This is a genomic window from Pseudomonas sp. NFACC37-1, from assembly GCF_900101575.1.
GTDB lineage: Bacteria > Pseudomonadota > Gammaproteobacteria > Pseudomonadales > Pseudomonadaceae > Aquipseudomonas > Aquipseudomonas fluorescens_AA.
This window is the reverse complement of record NZ_FMUZ01000015.1, coordinates 1-20,288: the sequence shown is the minus strand read 5'-3', so window position 1 is coordinate 20,288 and position 20,288 is coordinate 1. Positions and strand designations below refer to the sequence as shown.

General features: G+C 53.6%; 15 protein-coding genes and 4 pseudogenes. 15 read left to right on the top strand and 4 right to left on the bottom strand.

Going from position 1 to position 20,288, the window contains the following annotated elements:
• Window positions 1–77: 77 nt before the first annotated feature.
• The 5 genes and pseudogenes from BLP82_RS16655 to BLP82_RS32045 all read left to right on the top strand — a co-directional run bounded on the left by BLP82_RS16655 (window position 78) and on the right by BLP82_RS32045 (window position 5,732).
• Window positions 78–1,313 carry a cytochrome P450 gene (locus BLP82_RS16655; RefSeq protein ID WP_092170175.1) on the top strand — a complete coding sequence of 412 codons (1,236 nt, stop codon included), beginning with the start codon at window positions 78–80 and terminating at the stop codon, window positions 1,311–1,313.
• Window positions 1,314–1,396: 83 nt separating this feature from the next.
• A complete protein-coding gene (locus BLP82_RS16650; protein WP_092170171.1) occupies window positions 1,397–2,365 on the top strand; it encodes a SphA family protein in 969 nt (322 codons plus the stop codon).
• 84 nt (window positions 2,366–2,449) lie between these two features.
• Complete coding sequence (locus BLP82_RS16645) at window positions 2,450–3,403, top strand: PDR/VanB family oxidoreductase (RefSeq protein ID WP_092170167.1); 954 nt, start codon at window positions 2,450–2,452, stop codon at window positions 3,401–3,403.
• A 178-nt stretch (window positions 3,404–3,581) separates the two neighbouring features.
• Window positions 3,582–4,874: pseudogene (locus tag BLP82_RS32050) on the top strand (HAMP domain-containing protein); the annotation flags it as partial.
• A gap of 102 nt (window positions 4,875–4,976) precedes the next feature.
• A complete protein-coding gene (locus BLP82_RS32045; RefSeq protein ID WP_371914139.1) occupies window positions 4,977–5,732 on the top strand; it encodes a methyl-accepting chemotaxis protein in 756 nt (251 codons plus the stop codon).
• A 402-nt stretch (window positions 5,733–6,134) separates the two neighbouring features.
• On the opposite strand, the pseudogene BLP82_RS32040 reads toward BLP82_RS32045, so the two are convergent.
• The 3 genes and pseudogenes from BLP82_RS32040 to BLP82_RS16625 all read right to left on the bottom strand — a co-directional run.
• Window positions 6,135–6,802, bottom strand: a pseudogene (locus BLP82_RS32040) (IS5 family transposase); the annotation flags it as partial.
• A gap of 3 nt (window positions 6,803–6,805) precedes the next feature.
• Window positions 6,806–7,205 (bottom strand): annotated as a pseudogene (locus tag BLP82_RS16630) (FadR/GntR family transcriptional regulator); the annotation flags it as partial.
• Between the two features lie 503 nt (window positions 7,206–7,708).
• Window positions 7,709–8,758 carry a LacI family DNA-binding transcriptional regulator gene (locus BLP82_RS16625; protein ID WP_092170158.1) on the bottom strand — a complete coding sequence of 350 codons (1,050 nt, stop codon included), beginning with the start codon at window positions 8,756–8,758 and terminating at the stop codon, window positions 7,709–7,711.
• Between the two features lie 162 nt (window positions 8,759–8,920).
• Between BLP82_RS16625 and BLP82_RS16620 the strand changes: the two genes are divergently transcribed.
• From BLP82_RS16620 to BLP82_RS16605, 4 genes are read left to right on the top strand one after another with little or no spacing between them, the layout of a single operon-like run.
• A complete protein-coding gene (locus tag BLP82_RS16620) occupies window positions 8,921–10,009 on the top strand; it encodes a fatty acid desaturase family protein (RefSeq protein WP_092170154.1) in 1,089 nt (362 codons plus the stop codon).
• A gap of 36 nt (window positions 10,010–10,045) precedes the next feature.
• Window positions 10,046–10,366, top strand: a complete 321-nt coding sequence (locus BLP82_RS16615) for a MocE family 2Fe-2S type ferredoxin (RefSeq protein WP_018608132.1) — start codon at window positions 10,046–10,048, stop codon at window positions 10,364–10,366.
• Window positions 10,367–10,384: 18 nt separating this feature from the next.
• Entirely contained in the window at window positions 10,385–11,617 is a 1,233-nt protein-coding gene (locus BLP82_RS16610; protein ID WP_371914138.1) for an NAD(P)/FAD-dependent oxidoreductase, read from the top strand.
• A 1-nt stretch (window position 11,618) separates the two neighbouring features.
• The gene (locus BLP82_RS16605; protein ID WP_092170146.1) at window positions 11,619–12,455 is read left to right on the top strand and encodes a sugar phosphate isomerase/epimerase family protein; all 837 of its coding nucleotides are present in this window, start codon (window positions 11,619–11,621) and stop codon (window positions 12,453–12,455) included.
• A gap of 462 nt (window positions 12,456–12,917) precedes the next feature.
• Here the strand turns inward: BLP82_RS16605 and BLP82_RS31670 are convergent.
• Window positions 12,918–13,972: pseudogene (locus BLP82_RS31670) on the bottom strand (transposase); the annotation flags it as partial.
• Window positions 13,973–14,136: 164 nt separating this feature from the next.
• Between BLP82_RS31670 and BLP82_RS16590 the strand changes: the two are divergent.
• From BLP82_RS16590 to BLP82_RS16565, 6 genes are all read left to right on the top strand, one after another.
• Complete coding sequence (locus BLP82_RS16590; RefSeq protein ID WP_092170469.1) at window positions 14,137–14,439, top strand: Dabb family protein; 303 nt, start codon at window positions 14,137–14,139, stop codon at window positions 14,437–14,439.
• 307 nt (window positions 14,440–14,746) lie between these two features.
• A complete protein-coding gene (locus tag BLP82_RS16585; RefSeq protein WP_092170136.1) occupies window positions 14,747–15,187 on the top strand; it encodes a nuclear transport factor 2 family protein in 441 nt (146 codons plus the stop codon).
• A 10-nt stretch (window positions 15,188–15,197) separates the two neighbouring features.
• Window positions 15,198–16,532: an MBL fold metallo-hydrolase gene (locus BLP82_RS16580; protein ID WP_170842328.1), complete on the top strand. Its 1,335-nt coding sequence runs from the start codon at window positions 15,198–15,200 to the stop codon at window positions 16,530–16,532.
• Window positions 16,529–17,284, top strand: coding sequence for an SDR family NAD(P)-dependent oxidoreductase (locus BLP82_RS16575; RefSeq protein WP_092170128.1), 756 nt, complete (start codon window positions 16,529–16,531; stop codon window positions 17,282–17,284). Before BLP82_RS16580 ends, BLP82_RS16575 begins: the two co-directional genes overlap by 4 nt.
• A gap of 87 nt (window positions 17,285–17,371) precedes the next feature.
• Window positions 17,372–18,478: a serine hydrolase domain-containing protein gene (locus BLP82_RS16570; RefSeq protein WP_170842327.1), complete on the top strand. Its 1,107-nt coding sequence runs from the start codon at window positions 17,372–17,374 to the stop codon at window positions 18,476–18,478.
• 8 nt (window positions 18,479–18,486) lie between these two features.
• A complete protein-coding gene (locus BLP82_RS16565) occupies window positions 18,487–20,127 on the top strand; it encodes a GMC family oxidoreductase (protein WP_092170119.1) in 1,641 nt (546 codons plus the stop codon).
• Window positions 20,128–20,288: the final 161 nt, after the last annotated feature.

Below are 20,288 nucleotides of genomic sequence, written 5' to 3'. Positions count from 1 at the left end.
TCAGTAAATCACTCACTATTAGCTCAGTGAGATGGAATAGGCTGGCCTGGACTTAACACGACCGGAGAACAATAAGAATGGAACAGCTCGATAGACCAGCTCCGCCCGCGGATTTCAATCCGTTAAGTGAGCAAGGTTTCAAAGATCCAGCTTCGATATGCCAGCGAGCGCGAGAAGAAACGCCAGTGTTCTTTTTCCAGCCGCTAGGTGTCTGGATAGTGACTCGCCGCGAGGATGCCGAAAAGGTGCTCAGTGAGTGGGAGACCTTCTCCTCGCTCGCCAATTGCCCTGAGGTGCCGGAAGAGTTTCGCGGGCGCTTTGCACCTTCGGTAATGGCTGACTCCATTGTGGCAATTGATCCACCTCGACATACCGAAGCCAGAATTGTGATCCAGCGCGGGTTCATGAAGCAGAAGATCGATCCACTTGAGCCCATTATTGAGGCACGTGCGAACGACATTCTTGACGGTTTGGTTGGGGAAAACTCGACCGATATCATGACCAACTACTGCTTGGAGCTAACGACTCGAACCCTGATGGCGCTCTATGATTTGCCGTCTGAGGACCGCCCCCTGTTTGAGCGTATCCGTGACGTTTCCATCAAGGTATTGGCAAGTACTTTCGAGCCGATGCACGAGCCTGAGAAGTCGAAGGTATGGGACGAGTATGTCTCTGGATACGAATACTTCTATCGATTGGTAGAGGCTCGCCGGAATTCGGAAGCGCGCGACATCATTTCGACTATGGCATCCCAAAAGGACAGCAGCGGGAATCCGGCGCTGACCACAGAGCGGATTGCCCTGCACCTTGTTGAAATTGCATTTGCCGGTACTGATACCACAGCGCAGATGATGGCGAACGCTATTCTGTTCTTGGATAGCCATCCCCAAGCGCTTGCTGCAGCTAAAGCTGATGCTGCCCTTTGGTCTCGAGTCTTCGAGGAAACCGTACGCCGTCGTCCATCTGCTCCTTTTGCAGGCCGAGTGACCACGAAAGAGGTCGAGATTCGTGGGGTCAAGATCCCTGCAGGCTCTCCAGTCTGGGTGTCGTTGGCCGCAGCCAACACTGACCCGAGACATGTTGGCTGCCCGATGGATTTTGATATCAACCGTTCATCCCCGCAGGATCATTTAGCGTTTACCAAAGGTCGGCATACCTGCCCTGGTGCGCCACTCGCACGACTGCAAGGGGCAACTGGGTTGCGCGTGCTATTTGAGCGTCTACCAAATCTTAGAGTTGTACCAGACCAACCATTGAATTTCGCTCCCATGGCGTTGTTGCCCGTGCGATTGTCGTTACAGGTGTGTTGGTAACAAGGTAACAAGCTGTTCTGAAAGCGAATTAAATAAAAACAATAACTTGCTGACATCCGTTCTACGGATGGAGAAGATCCTCTATGAGTCGTAAGTATGCAATTTGCGTTGCACTGTTGGCAGCTCAGGTTTTTTTGGCGACCTATACCGATGCTGCGGAAAACATCAAACCTGCGGGTCCAATCGGTGGCACAGATATTCGACAAGCCATATTGCCTCCTCCTGGCGTGTATGCCGTAGGCATTGGGGTTGGTCTTGGGTTTCCAGAGTATTGGACTGAAGACAAAGACTTAGACGCCAAAGGCGGTTCTCGAGTTTTCGGCGTTGGTGGTGCGATTGTTTACGACACGGAGGTTTTTGGGGGCAACATTGCCTCTACTGCTTTCGCTAGCTATGAGCGCACATGCTTTGGATTCAAGGGCGGAAAGACGACGTGCTCCGAGGGCCAAGGGGATGTCTATTCGGACGTTTTGATGTGGTCGAGGAACTTTCCCCTGGGTTATGAGCGATCTAAGACAGCGCCTTGGATTCCCTACGGTTTGAACGTTTTGGTTGGTTTTGGCGTGACCCTACCAACCGGTAAATATGACTCTTCGAAAATGATCAACGTGAGCGCGAACGTCTACGACTTTGCTCCGAACGTGGCACTTACATATATTGTTCCTAGTATCTTGGGTGATCAATTTGGCGATGCAACAGAGTTCAGTGCGCGAGTTTTCTATAACAAATACACTGAAAATCGTGATACGAATTACCAAACAGGCGATATTGTCAGCATGGACTTTGCAGTGTCTCAGCGATTTGGCCAGTGGCAAGTAGGTCTTGCAGGAACTGGCTTTGTTCAAATCGAAGACGACGATATTAACGGCATTACTCCTTCGAATAATGGCAATCGTGCGAAGTCACTTTCGCTAGGTCCAGTTGTATCTTATGACTTTATGGTGGACAACACTCCTTGGAACCTCACGCTCAAAGGGTTGGTGGGAATTGATGGTGAAAATACCGCCGCGGCAAGAGGTGTGGTTTTAAAGCTTGGACGGAAGATCTGGTGATGTCGTCCGTCGCTAGGTGCAGAATTCTTAACTTAGCGACGAATATATCATCTGTGGCCTTCTTGCCTAATAGAGAAAATTTTTATGAGAAAATGGTTAGAAGTTGAAGTCTTCAGGCGTGATGACGTAACTGACTCAATCAGTATATTCGAACTTCGTCACCCCAACGGCGAGGCCTTGCCAGCCTTTACCGCTGGAGCACATATAGATGTGAAGGTATCAGATGGTCTCATCAGGCAATATTCATTGAGTAATGATCCCATTGAGACCAGCCGATATGTTATCGCCGTGCTCAATGAGCCTGTGTCTCGTGGGGGATCAAAAGCCATTCATGAAACATTTCAGCAAGGAATGCTGATTTTGGTCGGCGAGCCTCGTAATTATTTTCCGCTAGAAGATGCCGATGACACGTTCATCTTGGTGGCCGGAGGAATCGGCGTAACCCCTATTTTAGCAATGGCCCGCGAGTTGCGCCGATTGGAAAGGACTTTTGAGGTGCACTATTGCATCCGCTCCCGTAGCACCGGGGCTTTTCTCGATGTGTTCGAGAGCCCTGAGTTCAAGGATTTCGTCATCTTACATATAGACGATGAGACAAATACACCAGGGCTAAATATTGAGGAAATTGTTAAGACTGATAAGAGTCGATTATATATTTGTGGTCCCGCAGGATTCATAAATTGGGTACTTACCACTGCTGAAGCATGCATGCCAAACGATCGCATCCATCGGGAATCTTTCACCGCTGCTCCAATCGAGGCGCCTACGGACGAAGGATTTGAGGTGGAGATTGCTAGCACTGGGCAGAAGTTTTTTATTCCAGCTGATAAGTCTGTTTCCGCCGTTTTGGAAGAAGCTGGTGTCGAGGTTTTGGTATCATGTCAGCAAGGAATATGTGGTTCTTGTATTACCAATATTCTTGAGGGTGAGCCAGACCATAAGGATTCCGTACTGAGTGAAAGCGAGCGAAAGTCAGGGAGGCTATTTACACCATGTTGCTCTCGTGCGAAATCGGCCAAATTAGTTTTAGATCTATAAGGATATTTTAGCGTTTGGTTTTCTAGAACTGCCGGGCTTTGTTCCGGTAGTTCAGAAAAAAAACGATGTACTTTTGTATCTGCTGTAACTCTTTGGTTTAAATTTTCGCCTCCTTACCACAACAATAAACCGGCATGGGAACTTCGCGCCCTTACATTCGCAATCTTGGGAGAATACGATGTTTGTTTCCAAACTATCTATCCAATGGAAGATTGTTTTTCTTTCCGGGCTTAGCCTTGCCGGAGTCATTGCGCTTTTAATGGCGGTATCATTATTTCGAATGGAGTACAACTCTGATCTTGTAGGGGATAGCAGCGCACGTATGCTTACAGAGGCTGCTCAGGCACGAATCGAATCACAAGGCCAAATGCGAACGTTGATGATAAGCAAGGTTTTTACAGATGCCTATCAATATGGGAACGGATTCAGCCGCCACTTGCAACAGTTCTTGCAGGAGCATTCGGAGGCTCGGTTAAATGACGCTACTTTCCTGCGTAAAAATTTAATTATTCAAACTAGAACCGTTCTTCAGGGTAATCCTGGTTTGCTAGGGATTTCCTTAGTATTTAAGAATGATTCAATCGATAAGAAAGATGCTTCGTTTGTAGGTGATTCTCAGCTTGGCAGCAATGAAATTGGTAGGTATGCCTTTTCATGGTCTCAGTCAGCGACAGGGCAGTTATTATTTAGATCCATCTCTGAGAGCCAGATATCCGGCGATAATTCGGAGTCAAAGGTCTTTGGGGTGGTTAATTCTAATATTTGCTCGCGCGAAAGTGTTAAGCCCTGTGTTAAAGAGCCTTATTTTTCGGTCATTAATGGGCAGAAAATTCTGATAGCGAGTATTCGTTTTCCATTGGTTGAAAATGGGGAGTTAATAGCTACACTGTCTGTTGATATTGGTCTGGATAGTTTGCAGGACCTAAGCCGATCAACCAGTCGTGATCTCTATAACGGACAAAGCATAATTAGCATTTTGAGCGCTACTGGGAAGTTGGCCGGTTATAGCTTGGACGTTTCGAGGCTGGGAGAGTCATTTCAACAGGTTGACGCTATCGACGGAGCATCTCTTGTTACTGCTCTGGGACGAGAGAAAGGTATCACTGCACTTCAACGTCAGTCGCGATTAAAAATTCTTGTACCGTTCACGCCGATTCCTGATGGAGCACCTTGGGGGATTCTCTTGGATGTTCCTGAAAAAGCTCTCCTGGAGCCTGCTGAGATACTCAAAAATGAGCTTCTGAAGATCAACGAAACTGGCAGTCTGGTCGAGCTAGGTGCCGGAATGGTGGTGGCATTTATTGGCCTGGGTTTGATATGGCTGATGGCTCTAAAAGTGACTCGTCCAATACTCAACATTTCTGAGATGTTGAGGGATATCGCCAGCGGGCAGGGTGACCTTACTTCACGCCTGCGGTACAGCCAGGAGGATGAGCTGGGGCAGTTGGCCACGTGGTTCAACCGGTTTCTAGACAAGCTCCAACCGACTATTGCGGACGTGAAGCTGCAAGTTGCCGATGCTAGGGTGACGGCGACCCAATGTGCTTCCATCGCCAGCCAGGCCAGCGCTGGTATGGAACGGCAGTACCGTCAGATTGATCAAGTTGCCACTGCCTCTCAAGAAATGAGCGCAACAGCTCATGACGTCGCGCGAAGCGCTGCCCTCGCTGCGCAAGCAGCCCGAGATGCTGACCAAGCCACGCGTGTGGGTTTAGAAGTCATTGATAGAGCTACAGCCGGTATTGAGCAGTTGGCAAAGGAAATGGGGAACTCAATGGGCCAAGTTGAAAGCTTGGCGGTCAGCAGCGAGAAAATTGGTTCCGTGCTGGAAGTCATCCGCTCAATTGCAGAGCAGACAAACCTCCTTGCCCTCAATGCGGCTATTGAGGCTGCTCGTGCGGGAGATGCCGGCCGCGGGTTTGCTGTGGTTGCGGATGAAGTGCGTAGCCTTGCACGCCGTACCCAAGAGTCAGTTGAAATCACCCGAAATGTTATCGTGCACCTCCAGCAAGGAACAGAGACTGTAGTCAGCGCAATGGGGCATACTCAAATACTCGCTAATGTCAGTGTCGAACAGGTTAGTCAGGCTGTGGTTTCTCTGCGTCAGATCGAAGATGCAGTAACCGTTATTTCTGACATGAATCTGCAAATTGCCAGTTCTGCTGAGGAGCAAACTGCTGTGGCCGAGGAGGTCAACCGCAGCGTGAATAGCATTCGCGACTTGACCAGTTTGTTATCGGATCAGGCCAAAGACTCAGCACGTATTAGTCACTCGTTGGACAGCTTGGCGAACCATCAGCAAAATCTGATGGATCAGTTCCGAGTCTGAAGGTTGACGGAGTGCCGAGTTTTTCAAAGCTCTCAGATAATACTAATACACCGAGCTTTTGGTGAAAGCCGCGCCCTCCCTTTCCGCCCTGAGTGTGTAAAAACGTCGAGCCAAATCATTGCTATGATTTCTAAGAGTTTCATCGCAAGCAATTATAAGAAGCTGTTGCGGTTTGCGTGATTGCAGATGGCGTGGAACCACACCCCAATGACGATATCGCGATAGGAGAAGAGACAGCCGGTAGCATCGTTGTGCGTTGCCATTGTGTGCATCCTTTTACGCTAGTGCTAATCTGAGTTTTATTGTGTAATCACCCAGTTTTGCCTGCTGAATACGCTCGGTTTTCGATGCACTCTCTAATCTCTTTCAGTCACATAGCGACAGTATGCGCGCCTAGCCGACCTAGGCACTGTACGAAAAATACTGTCTCAAACGCCGCATGGCGCAAGCCAGTGAGATCATCGCCGCATAACTTTTCGCGAGCTTGTCGAAGCGCGTGACGATGCGGCGGTTCTCCTTTAGCCAGCCGAACATGCGCTCAATCAATAATGTTGCGCTGTCGGTATTTGGGGCGATCAAACAGTCTCGGTAATCCCGGCTTGGGTTTGCGCTTCATCGTGCGCAGCGGGATGACCGGCTGCATCTGATAGCGGTCGCATTAGCGCCGCAACGCTTCGGCGTCGTAGCCTTTGTCGGCCAGCAACCATCGGCAGCGCTTGCGAGGGCGCCCTCGCAAACTTGGGATGTGAGCGGTATCCAGCAGCGGCTGTGCATAGGCAATGTCGCTAGCTTGCCCGCCGGACAGTAGAAAGTTCAGCGGTACGCCCTTGGCATCGCACAGCATGTGTATCTTCGTCGTCAGGCCGCCCCGGCTTCGTCCGAGGGCATGGTCTTGCGGTTCTTCAGGCCCCTTTTTTCCCTGCACCAGAAGAGGCCCGGGTTGCGCGTACCGCCGTGGAATCGATCATCCAAGTCTCCAGATCAATTAACCCTTGCTCGTTCAATCTAATGTGAAGCCGCTTAAGCATCCGGTCGAATGTCCCGCGATTGCGCCAGTCACGAAAGCGCTCTCTGGTGCGTTCGGCAAGGCGGCGCAAAATTGCTATCTGGTCGCCGTTGGCTCGAACCGCCGCCAAGGATGCCAGTGCCGGCATCCAGATGCAGGCGCGCTTCCATAACCTCGCTAAAGTTAGTCCGCCCGGACAACCGGGCAAAGCTCATGGCCGCGCTGGGTGGAGTAGGGCCGACGAAGGTTCCTTTGCCCTGACGCCGCCAGATCTGCCCTTCGGCTTCCAGCACCGACAGCGCCCGCCGGATGGCCCGGCGACTGAGGCCAAAATCGGCGGCCAGGTCCCGCTCGGTCGGCAATGCCCGGTGCGGGAAGGCAGCATGTTGCGCGACCATCTGCCGCAAGGCATCCAGCGCTAGTTTCGAAGTGTTGTCGATGGGTGTGTCAGGGTCGAACCTTTGCATCGTGGTGCTCGCGCCAGAGTATAAAAAAGGCTCCGAGCTGACTGTAGGCAGGAGATCGAGGCAAAAGGGTAAGTGCAAGCGCGATGCCAATTGAAATTGGTTCGCCTCAGGATTAGCTCTATGGGCTTAGCTATTACTCAGGAGCAGCGGCGGCGGGGGCCAATAAGTCATGGTTCGTCGGGTTGGTTCAGGGGACTAAAGAGGATTGGTTCGTGGATAATTGGACCAATTTCCGCTGCTTATGCAGATTGTGCATCGATTCGTGCGTAGTGCGCCGGGGTGGTGCTTAGTATTGATCTGGGAAATTTTTTGTTCGGGCATAACATGCTGAAGAGGTGCATGTATGCCAACCAAAACTCGTAAATACGACCTGCACTATCGGGACCTTGAGGGCGATATCGAGGCTGAGGTCGTGATCATCGGGGGGCTGTATCAACACGTTGCTGGACCTGCCCGAGTACAATGAGCGTGCCTGCAACCATTAAGGTTGTGCCGCCAGCCCATCAGCTTTGGGAATTCTCCGATGTCACAATCTGCAGCGGAATATGCACCCGGTGACGCACAGGATCGAACTGCTCCGCAGTCTGCAATTCCACCAGTAGATCCACCAGCGCCGTTGCAGTCTGGCGCGGCTGAGAGTCGATCACCACGTCGACCAAACCCAGGGCCAGGGCTTGGCGTGACAGCTCGGTGGACTCCTGCAAAATGCAGCACAGCGTCGGGCGCTTGGGCAGTTGCGCCAACGCGTTGATAATCCCGTCGCCACCGCCGCCTACCACGCATAGCCCGCGCAAATCGTCATGCCGAACCAGCAGGTCGAGGGTTGCTTCTTCGGTGATGTCGCAGTTGTCCAGATTGATCAGCGGCTCCAGCGGGCGCAGCCCAGGTGCGTGTTCGGCCAAGTAACTGTGCAAGCCTTCGACCCGCGCCTGGTGGCCAAGAAAGCGATGACCTCCGAGCAGAATGCCGATGCTGCCTTTGCGCGCGCCACAGGTGCGGGCCAGCAGCCACCCCATCGTGCGCCCGACGACCTGATTGTCTTGGCCGACATAGGGCTCGGTCGCCGCCTCATGAATGCCCGACAGCAGTGCCACCACGGGCACGCCAGCCTCGCGAATCTGGGCAAGGGCGGCGTTGATCTGCGGGTGGGCGAAGCTGACCACCGCCAGGCCGTCGCACTGCACCGCCAACTGTTCGATCTGGGCGATGATGGCGCTGGGGGTGCGATCAAAAACGTATTCGAATTGGCAGGTCAGGTTGGCCCCGACCTGGCGTTGCGCGGCCTCGGTGATGGCTTGGGCCAGGTTGGCGTAGAACGCCTGGGCGGTGCCCAGCAGCAGGATGCCGAAATGGTACGTGGGGCGACGTTCGAGAATACGTTGGCCGATCAGCCGTGCGGCAAAATAGCCCACGGCTTCTGCGGCCTGAAGCACCTGTTCGGCTGTGGCTGGATTAACCGGGGCGCGAGCGTTGAGCACGCGGTCGACGGTGGCGACACTTAAGCCTGCGTGTTTGGCGACCGTGGCGATGGTGGGGCGTTTATTGTTATTCATGATGGACCTTCAAAGCGTCTTGATAGAAAACTATCAAGCCCTGCAGTAGCTGGATGATAGCTTGATAGGGAATGTATTCAAGACCTTGAGAGGGCCTTTCACGCTCTCTATATTTTCTTACGCAAAGCACCTGACATCTCACGCTTGCGGAGAACAATAACAATGTCTCAAGACAACACAGCCTCTACTCGCGACTATCGCCTGACCGGCCCTGAAGCTGCCCGCGCGGCTGAAAAAGGCCTTGTATCGGCCAGTTGGTACCAGTCGCCCATCTCCCGTCAACGTATGAAGCAACTGATGCAGCGCCGCGACGGCCCGGCCTTGCTCGACACCGCCATCTGGCTGCTGGCCCTGCTGATCACCGGCTTCGGCGGCTACTGGTTCTGGGGCACTTGGGCTTGTGTGCCGTTTTTTCTTGCGTATGGCGTTCTGTACGCCACCGCCTCCAACCCGCGCTGGCATGAAAGCGGTCACGGCACGGCTTTCAAGACTCGCTGGATGAATGATGCGCTCTACCAGGTGGCGAGCTTCATGTGCATGTTCGAGCCCCACGTGTGGCGCTGGAGCCATGCCCGGCACCATACAGACACCATCGTCGTCGGCCGCGATCCGGAAATCGTCGAACCGCGTCCACCGAGCTTGTTCATGATGCTGCTGAGCCTGTTCCAGATCCCGTTGCTGCTGAAGACGATGGGGGGCGTGTGCCGGCACGCGGTTGGCAAAATGAATGCCCAGGAACAGACGTTCATCCCTGAGTCCGAGTGGCCCAAGGTGTTCCTGGCGGCCCGTATCTGGCTCGTGATTTACGCCGTTATCTTTGGCGCGGCGCTTTACCTGCACAGCTGGTTGCCGCTGATGTATATCGGCCTGCCCATCCTGTATGGCGGCTGGTTGTCCTACCTGTTTGGCCTCACCCAACATGTAGGCCTGGCGGAAGATGTGCTGGACCACCGTAGCAACTGCCGCACCATCTATATGAACCGGGTACTGCGCTTTCTGTACATGAACATGAATTATCACCTTGAGCACCACATGTATCCGATGGTGCCGTACCACGCCCTGGCGCAACTCCATGAAGAGATCCGCCACGATTGCCCGCCGCCTTACGCCAACATAGGTGAGGCCTTCAAGGAAATCATTCCGACCCTCTTGAAGCAGCGCAAGGACCCGACGTATTTCGTGCGCCGCCCCGTCGGTAGCTCAAGGCCTGCCACCGACGCTCATCCACAGGCTGAAGCCACCCTGGGCTGACACCTTCCGGCTGTATCCCGAACAAGAGAAAACGCCATGAACGATCAATGGATCGATGTATGCGCCGTGGGCGAAATCAATGAAGAAGACGTCATTCGCTTCGACCACGGTCCGCATACCTATGCCATCTACCGCTCTGCTGACAACGAGTTTTTTGCCACTGCCGGCCTGTGTACTCACGAGTCGATTCACCTGGCTGACGGCCTGGTGATGGACCACGTCATCGAGTGCCCCAAGCACAATGGGCGCTTTGACTATCGCACCGGCAAAGCCTTGGGGGCGCCAGTGTGCGTCAACCTCAAGACCTATCCGGTACGGGTCGACGCGGGACGGGTTCTGCTCGCCATTTCGGCTTGACCGCCAGGAGTGCACGCCATGAATGCTCCACTGATTATCGTCGGCGCCGGCCATGCCGGTGGCCGCGCGGCGTTGACCTTGCGCGAGCAGGGTTATACCGGTCGGCTGATCCTGATCGGCGATGAACTCCATTTGCCGTACGAACGTCCTCCGCTGTCCAAGGGCTTGCTGCAGGGCACGATGGACCTGGACGATTGCAGCCTGTGGAGCGATAGCCGGCTCACTGAATTGAACATCGAACACCTGGCGGGCAACCCGGTCAAAAGCCTGGATCCGCAGCACCACCGCCTGCAATTGACCGACGGACGTTGGTTGCCTTACAGCCGATTACTGTTGGCAACCGGGGGCAGAGCGCGTCGCTTGTCCCTGGTGCCTGAACCTCTGGCCAACGTGCTTTACCTGCGCACGCATGACGAAGCCCTGGCCCTGCGCAGCGCATTGATGCCCGGCACGCGCCTGGTGATCATCGGCGGTGGCTTTATCGGCCTCGAAGTCGCGGCAACGGCCCGAACCTTAGGCTGTCAGGTGACGTTGCTGGAAGCCGGGCCACGACTGGCCGGGCGAGTCTTGCCTGAAGCCGTATCCCAGTCCTTGTTGGAGTTGCATCGGCAACAGGGCGTGGACGTGCGGCTGAACGTAGCGCTTGAAAGGGTACAAGGCATCGAACGCGCTGAGGCGGTGCAACTGGTGGACGGCCAGGTGTTGCCCTGTGACTGGGTGGTAGTCGGTATCGGCATGCAACCCAACATCGAATTGGCCGCGGCGGCGGGGCTTGAGGTGGGCCAGGGAATTCGAGTCGATGCCCAGTTGCGCACCAGCGCGCCGGACATCTTTGCTGCCGGCGATGTGTGTGAGTTTCGCCTGCACGCCGACGCGTTATTCCAGCGCCAGGAGACCTGGCGCAATGCCGAGACCCAGGGCCGTCACGCGGCATTGAATCTGTTGGGCGGCGAGCTGCCGTTCGAAGGTGTTCCCGGCTTCTGGTCTGATCAGTACGACTGGGGTTTACAGACGGTGGGCGTGATCTCACCGGCGCCACTTTCCGCCGCTCGCACCTTGGCAGGCGGTGGTCTGCTGCTGTTCTACCTGGACACCGAGCAACGTTTGCAAGGCGCCTGCGGCTGGGGGCAGGGCAACAGCGTTGCCAAGGACATCAAGTTGTGTGAACGGCTGATTGCCAACCTGACCCCACTCTCTGTGGACGCGTTGGCCGATGCCGATGTGCCTCTCAAACATCTACTAAGGCCCTGACATGCGTGAGTTCCTGGTATTTCAGTCCCTGTGGGCCATGCAAGATCACCGTGGTCAATGCGATCTTTCCCTGGAGGCGCAGGTGGAGAAGATTGCCGCTGCTGGCTTCGATGGGATCACCGACCATTTCTGGATCGCGCCACAGGCCGAGCGCCTGCATGCCGCTGCCAAGGCGCAAGGCCTGCAAATCGAAGGTCAACTGTTTCCTCGCACCGTGAGTGACTTGGCGCAAGCGCTTGAGGTTGCCTCCCGCTACGGCTGCCACCACCTCACGCTGCAAGCCGATGTCCGGCCGCGCACGCTGGCACAAGCGATCACTCTGGTCGAAGGCTGGCAGCGTCTGGCCGAGCAGGTGGACTTTCCGATCCTGCTGGAAACCCACCGCTATCGTCTCACCAGTGACCTGTTGTTCACCCTCGACTTGCTCGCGCAGATGCCCGACCTCAAGTTGTTGGCTGACTTGTCTCATTACGTCGTGGGCCGCGAGTTGCCTGAGTCGGCCGCGGCCGAAGACGACGAACAGATTCACACCATCCTACGACACAGTTGGGGTTTTCACGGGCGGGTCGCTAATAGTGAGCAGGTCCAGGTGCCCTTGACCTTCGCCAAGCATCGCCTCTGGTTGGACCGGTTTCTGGGCTGGTGGCGTTACGGGATCAAGGATTGGCTCGCGCGACCGAACACACCCGCGAGCCTGTCCTTCACCTGTGAACTTGGCCCGCCACCCTATGCGATCACAGGGAGTGATGGGCGCGACATAACGGATCGCTGGCGCGAGGCGCTGACGCTGAAGGAACTGATGCGGGGTGTTTGGGATGAATGTCAGGCGGGGCGCTGATCTAAGGCATGACGGGTTATGACGGTTTGTATCGATGGTGTCTCTGGAACCATCATTTGCCTGCCGAGCCTCGAACCAGTCAACCATGCGAATCAAATGCGGTGTCCAATCTCGATTGAGATCCACGGTGGCCAATGCGGCAGCACCCCACCCGAACTTGCACAACTGAACAGAGGGCAGATCCTCGAACTGTTCCGGTGTGCCATGCTGCCGGGCTATTCGGAGCACAGCGCCTTCACTCGCGTCTTCAAGGAGTGGAGCGAAGGTCGCCGCATGAGGCCAGGCAACTGAATTCGGAGCCTCACTGAGCAGGAGTGGAGTTAAGGACGCTCCAGGGAGCGGGCCTGTCTCTGGTCGGCTTCGGGACATCAAGCCCTATATGAGTGGTCGCAAGTGGTCCAGAGTGTATGAATGCACTGAGGCACTATCGGCGAGCAGCGGGGGACCAAAGTACAGACCTCCTCAGGCCGACGGCGACTTTATTAAGCCGCAGGTAACGAGAGCTTTCATAACCCGCTTTAAGTTGTAGTCGAGGATGTTCAGGTTGATCTTCGCACTTACTTTGTTCAGTTCTCGTGCCAGGAAATGCGTGGCGCCCATTCGTTGTTTGAGTGCCTCGAATGGACACTCAACCTTCTGTTTGCGTAACAGCATCATCTCCGGCGTGTTGCTCAGCCTATTCTGCATTTCATCCACTACGGCCTCATGCTCACGGCGTCTAATCTACCATTTCGTGCTCGGTGTGCACCGCGTTTTCATTGCGCCGCCCGGCATTTCGAATTCCAGTGACGATGCAGCGTCGGGCCGTTTTCAACGTTGGGATAGCGCCAGGTCAACGCCTCTCCAGTGGGGCAAATTTCTTGGTTTTTTGCCGCCTCAGATACAGGCATCGTTATTGAAATGCTCGTCCGCTTTGGCTCCAGAAGTCATCGGCTTGGGCACGTAGTCAGTGATGCTTGCATCATGGCAAGCCACGATATCTTCGCTTTTGAAGTAACTTCAATCGGCTACTATCGACACAGTTTCTGACGCCGTAGCTTCAAGGGCCTGCTTGGCCGTCGAGCTGAGTTGATCTCGGTCGGAACCGACGTTAGTAAATTCATGGCAATGATCAAATGGTGCCTATCGACCCCTGTCTATACGTTGTAAACAACGATTGCGGTGCCGTACATCATCATGAAGCGACTGTTTGAACCGGTCATTGAGACCTATTTATTCTCGATGCATTAAGCTGGATTTTGATCGTTTGAAGCTCTTTCATTTGCGTTTTGAGCTTGGCGACTTTTTCTTCCAGCCGTACGGCGCTCAGCTCGGAAGCTGTGGCTCTTGCTGATCGGCAGCATCGAGTGCTGTCTGGTAACGATTGAAGCTCGATTCAATTCACTTCGTTCGTCGCTCAGTTTTGCGCAGGTGAAATGGCGGTCGCGGTTGTTGATTTTTTTAAATTTACTACCCTGATGGTGACCAGATTTTCCAAGCATTTCCAACTAATGACAGAGCACAACTAATTGGCGACACCTATGTGAATGTACTTTTTGTAACCCTTGAGGCTGTTCCCTACATTTCTGCGGTTTGTAGAACCAGCAGCAAAAAATAGAAAGGCCTTGCTATCTAATGGAAGGTGATTTCGCCAAGTCAAGTCGTGCTGAATTGGCCGTTCGCAATTTCTCAGGGCGTAAAAATGATTAAGCACATCGTTATGTGGAAGGTTGTGGGGGATGATGAGGCGAAACGCTGCGCTGCAGCACATCTGGTTAAACAATCTTTTGAGGCGTTACGCGGGCGTATTCCAGGCATGCTGCACATTGAAATCGGCATTGACTACTGCCATTTCGAACACAGCTGCGACGTGGTGCTTTACTCCGAGTTTGAGTCAAAGGCTGCATTGAATGCTTACGCCATGCACCCGGAGCATCTGCGTGTACGTGATCTCTTGATAGGGGTGCGTATTACTCGTCACCAAGTCGACTATCAGTCCGAGTAAGACTGGCTGAATGGGCGTCTCTAAATCAGGATTGCTGCTATTGCGGCGAAACGCTTCCTCGCAATTTTCTCTCTGCATGAGACGGTAATTCTGTAGCGTTGTCCTGATTTTTTTGCTTGCGTTACTACGCCCGTCCCCCTCAATTGGTTCGTTTTTTTTGCATAGGGGCAGCTCAATACCACTTTGCATTAATGCGTCATTAACCTATCGAACAAACGTCGCGACGGCGGGGCGCCTATCTTTCGAGAGGCGATTTGCAGGCGAAGATGGCGGGAACATGGAGTCACCATAATAAAAGGAGAACCCCATGTCTCAAGCCATCTCTCTTGACGAGCGCATAGCTGCCGAATGGGCATGTGAGCGCCTAATCAAGCAATTCGCTCAATTGAACGATGCACAGGATCATGACGGTATTGCCGAACTATTCGTTGAGGACGCCCGCTTTTCGCGACCTTTGGCCCCGGATGTTTACTTTCAAGGTCGTGAAGCTATCCGCTCCATGTTCCGTGACCGGCCAACACGGTTAGCACTGCACATCATGGCTACCATTCTGATTGAGCAGACATCAGCGTCGACCGCGCGTGGTCGCTGCTACCTGATTTACGTGTCGAATGGAGATGCTTCATCTGCGCATCCTGCCCCCCTTGAAGGTGCACCAATGTATGGCCAATTCGATGACGAATTTGTCCTGACGAATGATGGATGGCGGTTCTCACATCGTCGTGGCAGCTTGGTACTTAAGGGCTGAGGATCTAGCCATGGCAGCTCAAAAATTCCGCTGTTGGCAGGTAGGTGACGTACTCATCACCCGCATTGTTGAAACCGCGCCCGTCGTTTCTCCCGTTTCCCTAATGTTTCCCGAGGATGATGATGCGCTCATTGCTCCTCACCTCGACTGGCTCAAGCCTCACTTCCTTGATTCTGATGGCCAGATGCTCGTCGCTTGGCAGTGTTTTATCATCGAAACACCGGATCGCCGAATCATGGTCGATACATGTATCGGCAACGATCGTAAGCGTTACTTTGATATTTTCAACGACATGCATAACCCTTTCTTGGAGGATCTGCGCAGCGCAGGTTATCCGCCAGAAAGTATTGATACTGTTCTTTGCACCCATCTTCACTACGACCATGTTGGTTGGAATACCCGATTGGTTAATGGCAAATGGATTCCGACATTCCCGAATGCTCGGTACCTGTTTGGGCAGGTGGAGTGGGAATATATGCTCGGTCTTGCTGAGTCGGGAGATTGGCATCATGCCGGGCACGTTCCTGACTGTCTGCTGCCAATCATGGAATTCGGTTTGGCAGACCTTATTGATACGGATTTCGAGGTTTGTGCGCAAGTCCGTCTGCTTCCCACTCCCGGGCACACCCCAGGGCATGTGAGTGTACATATCGAATCTCAAGGACAAGTCGCGGTAATCACCGGTGACATCATGCACCACCCGGTTCAGATGGCGATTCCTGATAAACATTGCGCGTTCGATCATGACAAGGCTCAAGCCTGTTGTACCCGTCGTACTTTCCTGGCTCGTTACCAAGACAGTGATGCATTGGTGATCGGTAGTCATTTCCCCGAGCCCACCGCTGGCCATGTTCTTAGTGACCAATCGGCATGGCGTTTTGAAGGGAAAGTTAACGATATAAAAATAACCGAAAGAGGGGGACTGAACTTGACTAAGGCTACCAACGCGAATGAACAATTGGTGATCGATTTCTTCACGACGTTGAGCACGGGTGATCTTGTAAAACTCGGTGCTTTCATTGATGCCGATACAACTTGGACACCGATGATTGAAAATGTCCCAGGTGCCGGAACACACACCGGAAAGGCGATTTGTGAAGCGTTCCTTGCTCCAGTTCGTGGCCTCTTCACTGATGGTGACCCGAAGGTGCTCGTCGACAGCGTTGTCTCCAGTGGTGACAAGGTGATGTGTGAAACCCGAGGAGTTGGAAAGTTGCGTGATGGGCGCCCTTACAACAACCGGTATGCGTGGGCATTTGTCATCTGCGATGGCCGTATCAAAGTGATTCGGGAATACATGGATAGCCACTACGTTATGGTCAATCTCATGGATGGGCAGTCATGACTCACGACTTCTCTCGTTTCAATATCTTCATTTCCGGCGCGGGAAGGGGGTTAGGGCATTCCACGGCGCAATATATGGCTAGCCTCGGTGCGACCATCGGTGTCGCTGATATTGATGCAGCCGGATGCGAAGAGACGGTGAAAAAAATTCGAGAGGCTGGTGGGAAGGCGTATGGCTATGTAGCCGACTTGGCCTCTCGTAGTGAATTTCTTCGGGTTGCTTCGGAGTTTTCTGCTGAAGTAGGAACACTCAACGCCGTACTCAACAATGCTTCAATCCTTCGTTATGCACCGATTGAATCCGTCGACGAGCAGACAATCGACCTGATGGTAGGCGCTGGCCTGAAAACAGTGTTCTGGGGTGCTCAAGCTCTCCTCGCAAACATGGATGCCAAGCAGGGCGGCATGATCATTAATTATGCCTCGCCAGTTTCCCATCGTGGGTTCGCGAATGCTTCTGCCTACACCGCCGTTAAAGGCGCAGTGCACGCATTAACTCGTTCGATGGCCGCTGAACTTGGTCCTCGCGGTGTGCGAGTGAATGCCATTTCTCCAGGTTCCGTACCAACGCCTGGAGCCGTCGCACATGTCTCTCAGGAGGAATACGCCAAGCGAGCTGCCAAGATTCCTTTGCGTCGATTGGGTGAGGACGCAGACATCGCTCAGGCGATTGCATTTCTTCTTAGTCCAGGCGCCGCATTTGTACATGGTTCCGTCTTTTGTGTTGACGGCGGCATCGTGGCAGCAGGCTAACGGCCATTTAGATTATTTGAGGTGCACATGGGTGCAAGTAATGTAGGGCGGCATTTTAATGAGGAGCGCCTTCAGGAGCTCCGTGCAGTGATTGAGCGTGACATTGCTAGAGGTGACTATCATGGCGCTGTGATTCGAGTTTCATTGGGGGGAAAGGTTGGTCTGGATACTGCGATTGGAAGTGCCGACGCAGATCAGACTATGCCCCTGTCTGTGAACTCTGTCTTTAGCATTTTCTCTCTGACCAAAGCCCTCACAAACGTGTTGGCGTTACGCTCGGTAGAGCTCGGACGGTTAGCGCTAACGACTCGTGTTGTTGACATTATTCCTGAGTTCAAAGGTGTACCACGTGAGCAGGTAACCTTGTTCCATCTGCTTACCCATACCACCGGCATGCCAGGCGTATGGATCCCTAAAGTAGATATGTACCAGGATCGTCTTGATGAACTTGTGCAAGCAGTTTGCGAGAACGTACATGGAAGCGTTCCGCCTGGAGAGCGCTGTGATTATTCACCTGTAGCCAATCAAGTTTTGATTGGCGAAATGTTGCGTCGTACAGACCCAGAAGAACGCAGCTTCAGTGATTTGATTCGCGAGGATCTTTTTGAACCGCTTGGTATGCATGACACCCACATGGGAGTGCGTTCAGATTTGCGAGCGCGCAAGGTCGTGCCTGACATGCGGGGCGTCATTCCGATCAAGTGCCTTGGACGGACTCAGCCTGGGCCCTTCAGTCTGTTTGAGGAAGAGGTATGTGAGGCGCCACACGTAGGGGCCGTATCGACTACACGAGACATCTGGCGGTTTGCAGAAATGCTTTGCCGTGGTGGTGAACTTGACGGGGCTCGTATTCTTTCTGCTCGAATGATTGAGGTGGCACGACGCAATCACACGGGCGATCTCTACAACGAGCTGTATCGAGCGGTTGCACTGCGCGCGGGATGGTTTACTCCGCCGCCTGCGTACATTGGACTTGGATTTAGCGTACGCGGTGAAAAAATCGTGCATCACCAGTTTGGTACCCTCACCTCGACAGAGACATTCGGTAACTACGGCGCAGGTACGACTATGTTCTGGATTGATCCGACCCTAGACCTGGTTTTCTCCTGCCTCACCGCCGGTGTCATGACTCAGGCTGCCAATATTCAGCGCTTCCAGCGATTGTCCGATCTTGCCGTTTGTGCGGTGGTGTGAGCTGACCTATGAACGATATTTTCGACTATGTGATCGTAGGTGGTGGGTCGGCTGGTTGCGTTCTAGCCAATCGTTTATCAGCGGACGGCCGCATCACCGTGGCGCTCATTGAGGCAGGCCCCAAAGACGATCATTGGGTGCTGACGATTCCAACTGGGGTGGCAGCAGCCTTGAGCAAACCGCAATTTAGCTGGGGTTACGAAAGTACACCTCAGCTTGGCCTGGGATCTCGTCCGTTCCCGATTCCACGCGGTAAGGTCTTGGGGGGATCAAGTTCAGTCAACGGCATGGTCTATTTCCGTGGGCACCCTGCGGATTTTGACGATTGGGCAAACAACGAAGGTGCCACAGGATGGAGCTATAGGGAGGTACTTCCATACTTCATACGCTCCGAGGATAACCCTTCGTTTGCGGAATCCCCTTACCATGGCAACAAAGGAGAAATGCGTGTTTCCAGCCCACCTCGTCCAAACAAGCTTGTGCATAGCTTTTTAGACGCCAGCAGCGATATGGGCCTGCCCAAATGTGAGGACTTCAACGCCGCCGATCCTGAGGGGCTTGGGCTACGCCAGGCTACGATACGAAAAGGCCGCCGTGAATCAATGTCGACGGCTTTTTTACGTCCAGCGCTTGATCGGAAAAACCTCACTGTCATTACAGATGCGTTAGTCGACAAAGTGTTGCTCGATAATGGCCAGGCCACAGGAGTGAGTTTTCTGCTCAAAGGCGAACAATGCAGCATTCGTGCTCGTTTGGAAGTGATTCTATCTGCCGGAGCATATGGCTCGCCTGCGGTGCTTTTACGTTCTGGGGTCGGTGATGCCAAGGAGATACAGCGACATGGCATTGCTTTGCAGCATCATTTACCCAGCGTAGGGGTAGGGCTGCGCGATCACCCAAGCGCTGCTGTGCAGATGTATACCGACAAGGACTACACCTCATACGGTGTTTCGGCACGCTCGATGTTGCGTAATATCGGCAACGTTGCTGAGTACTTACTCTGGCGTCGTGGTCCGATCGGAGGCAACGTTTTTGAAGCAACGGGTTTCCTGCGTACCACGCCAGATTTAGACCGCCCTGACTTGCAACTCGTTTTCATGCCGGCGCATCGTGGGCCAAAGCCGACCTTGCTGCCCATAGGACATGGTTATGGCGTATTATCAATTGCAGCTCGCCCGAAGAGTTATGGTCGAGTGACGTTAGCCGACAGCAATCCGTCGTCCAAGCCACTGATCGATCCGAATTTTTACGCTGATGAAGACGATCTTGGAGTTGTACGTCATGGTCTGAAGCTAGCGCGTCAAATTCTCGATCATGCTGCATTTTCTCGCTATCAAGCCCGGGAGATTTTGCCTGGCATGAATGTCCAGCACGAGAGCGAGTGGGACGATTACATCCGCCGAACTACTGTGACTGTTCACCATCCTGGATGCACCTGCAGAATGGGTAGTGATCCAGCAACGACTGTGGTGGATCCTCAACTCAAGGTGCGTGGAATTCGTGGGCTACGAGTAGTCGATGCATCGGTATTCCCGACACTGATCGCCGGTAATACAAACGCGGCTGTGGTTATGATTGCAGAGAAAGCTGCTGACATGATTCTGGGTAAGCGGGCTCCCGCCCCCATTGATGTGCCGTACGCCAAATAAGCCAATTGTCCAGGAGCACTGCTCATGGTGCTCCTGTGCTGATCAGATTACATTGCCTGCATCAATTGTAAGCGCTCCATGAACCCCACATTCAAAGCGCTAAGCTGATGTCGGATGCTGTGCTCCCGATTCTCTCAGGAGCCCGTTCGCCATGATGCGAC

Coding starts and splice junctions, on each gene's coding strand:
- BLP82_RS16655 (WP_092170175.1), top strand. CDS start 78: ATGGAACAGCTCGATAGACCAGCTCCGCCCGCGGATTTCAATCCGTTA.
- BLP82_RS16645 (WP_092170167.1), top strand. CDS start 2,450: ATGAGAAAATGGTTAGAAGTTGAAGTCTTCAGGCGTGATGACGTAACT.
- BLP82_RS16615 (WP_018608132.1), top strand. CDS start 10,046: ATGAACGATCAATGGATCGATGTATGCGCCGTGGGCGAAATCAATGAA.
- BLP82_RS16620 (WP_092170154.1), top strand. CDS start 8,921: ATGTCTCAAGACAACACAGCCTCTACTCGCGACTATCGCCTGACCGGC.
- BLP82_RS16650 (WP_092170171.1), top strand. CDS start 1,397: ATGAGTCGTAAGTATGCAATTTGCGTTGCACTGTTGGCAGCTCAGGTT.
- BLP82_RS16565 (WP_092170119.1), top strand. CDS start 18,487: ATGAACGATATTTTCGACTATGTGATCGTAGGTGGTGGGTCGGCTGGT.
- BLP82_RS16585 (WP_092170136.1), top strand. CDS start 14,747: ATGTCTCAAGCCATCTCTCTTGACGAGCGCATAGCTGCCGAATGGGCA.
- BLP82_RS16575 (WP_092170128.1), top strand. CDS start 16,529: ATGACTCACGACTTCTCTCGTTTCAATATCTTCATTTCCGGCGCGGGA.
- BLP82_RS16580 (WP_170842328.1), top strand. CDS start 15,198: ATGGCAGCTCAAAAATTCCGCTGTTGGCAGGTAGGTGACGTACTCATC.
- BLP82_RS16625 (WP_092170158.1), bottom strand. CDS start 8,758: ATGAATAACAATAAACGCCCCACCATCGCCACGGTCGCCAAACACGCA.
- BLP82_RS16610 (WP_371914138.1), top strand. CDS start 10,385: ATGAATGCTCCACTGATTATCGTCGGCGCCGGCCATGCCGGTGGCCGC.
- BLP82_RS16590 (WP_092170469.1), top strand. CDS start 14,137: ATGATTAAGCACATCGTTATGTGGAAGGTTGTGGGGGATGATGAGGCG.
- BLP82_RS32045 (WP_371914139.1), top strand. CDS start 4,977: ATGGAACGGCAGTACCGTCAGATTGATCAAGTTGCCACTGCCTCTCAA.
- BLP82_RS16605 (WP_092170146.1), top strand. CDS start 11,619: ATGCGTGAGTTCCTGGTATTTCAGTCCCTGTGGGCCATGCAAGATCAC.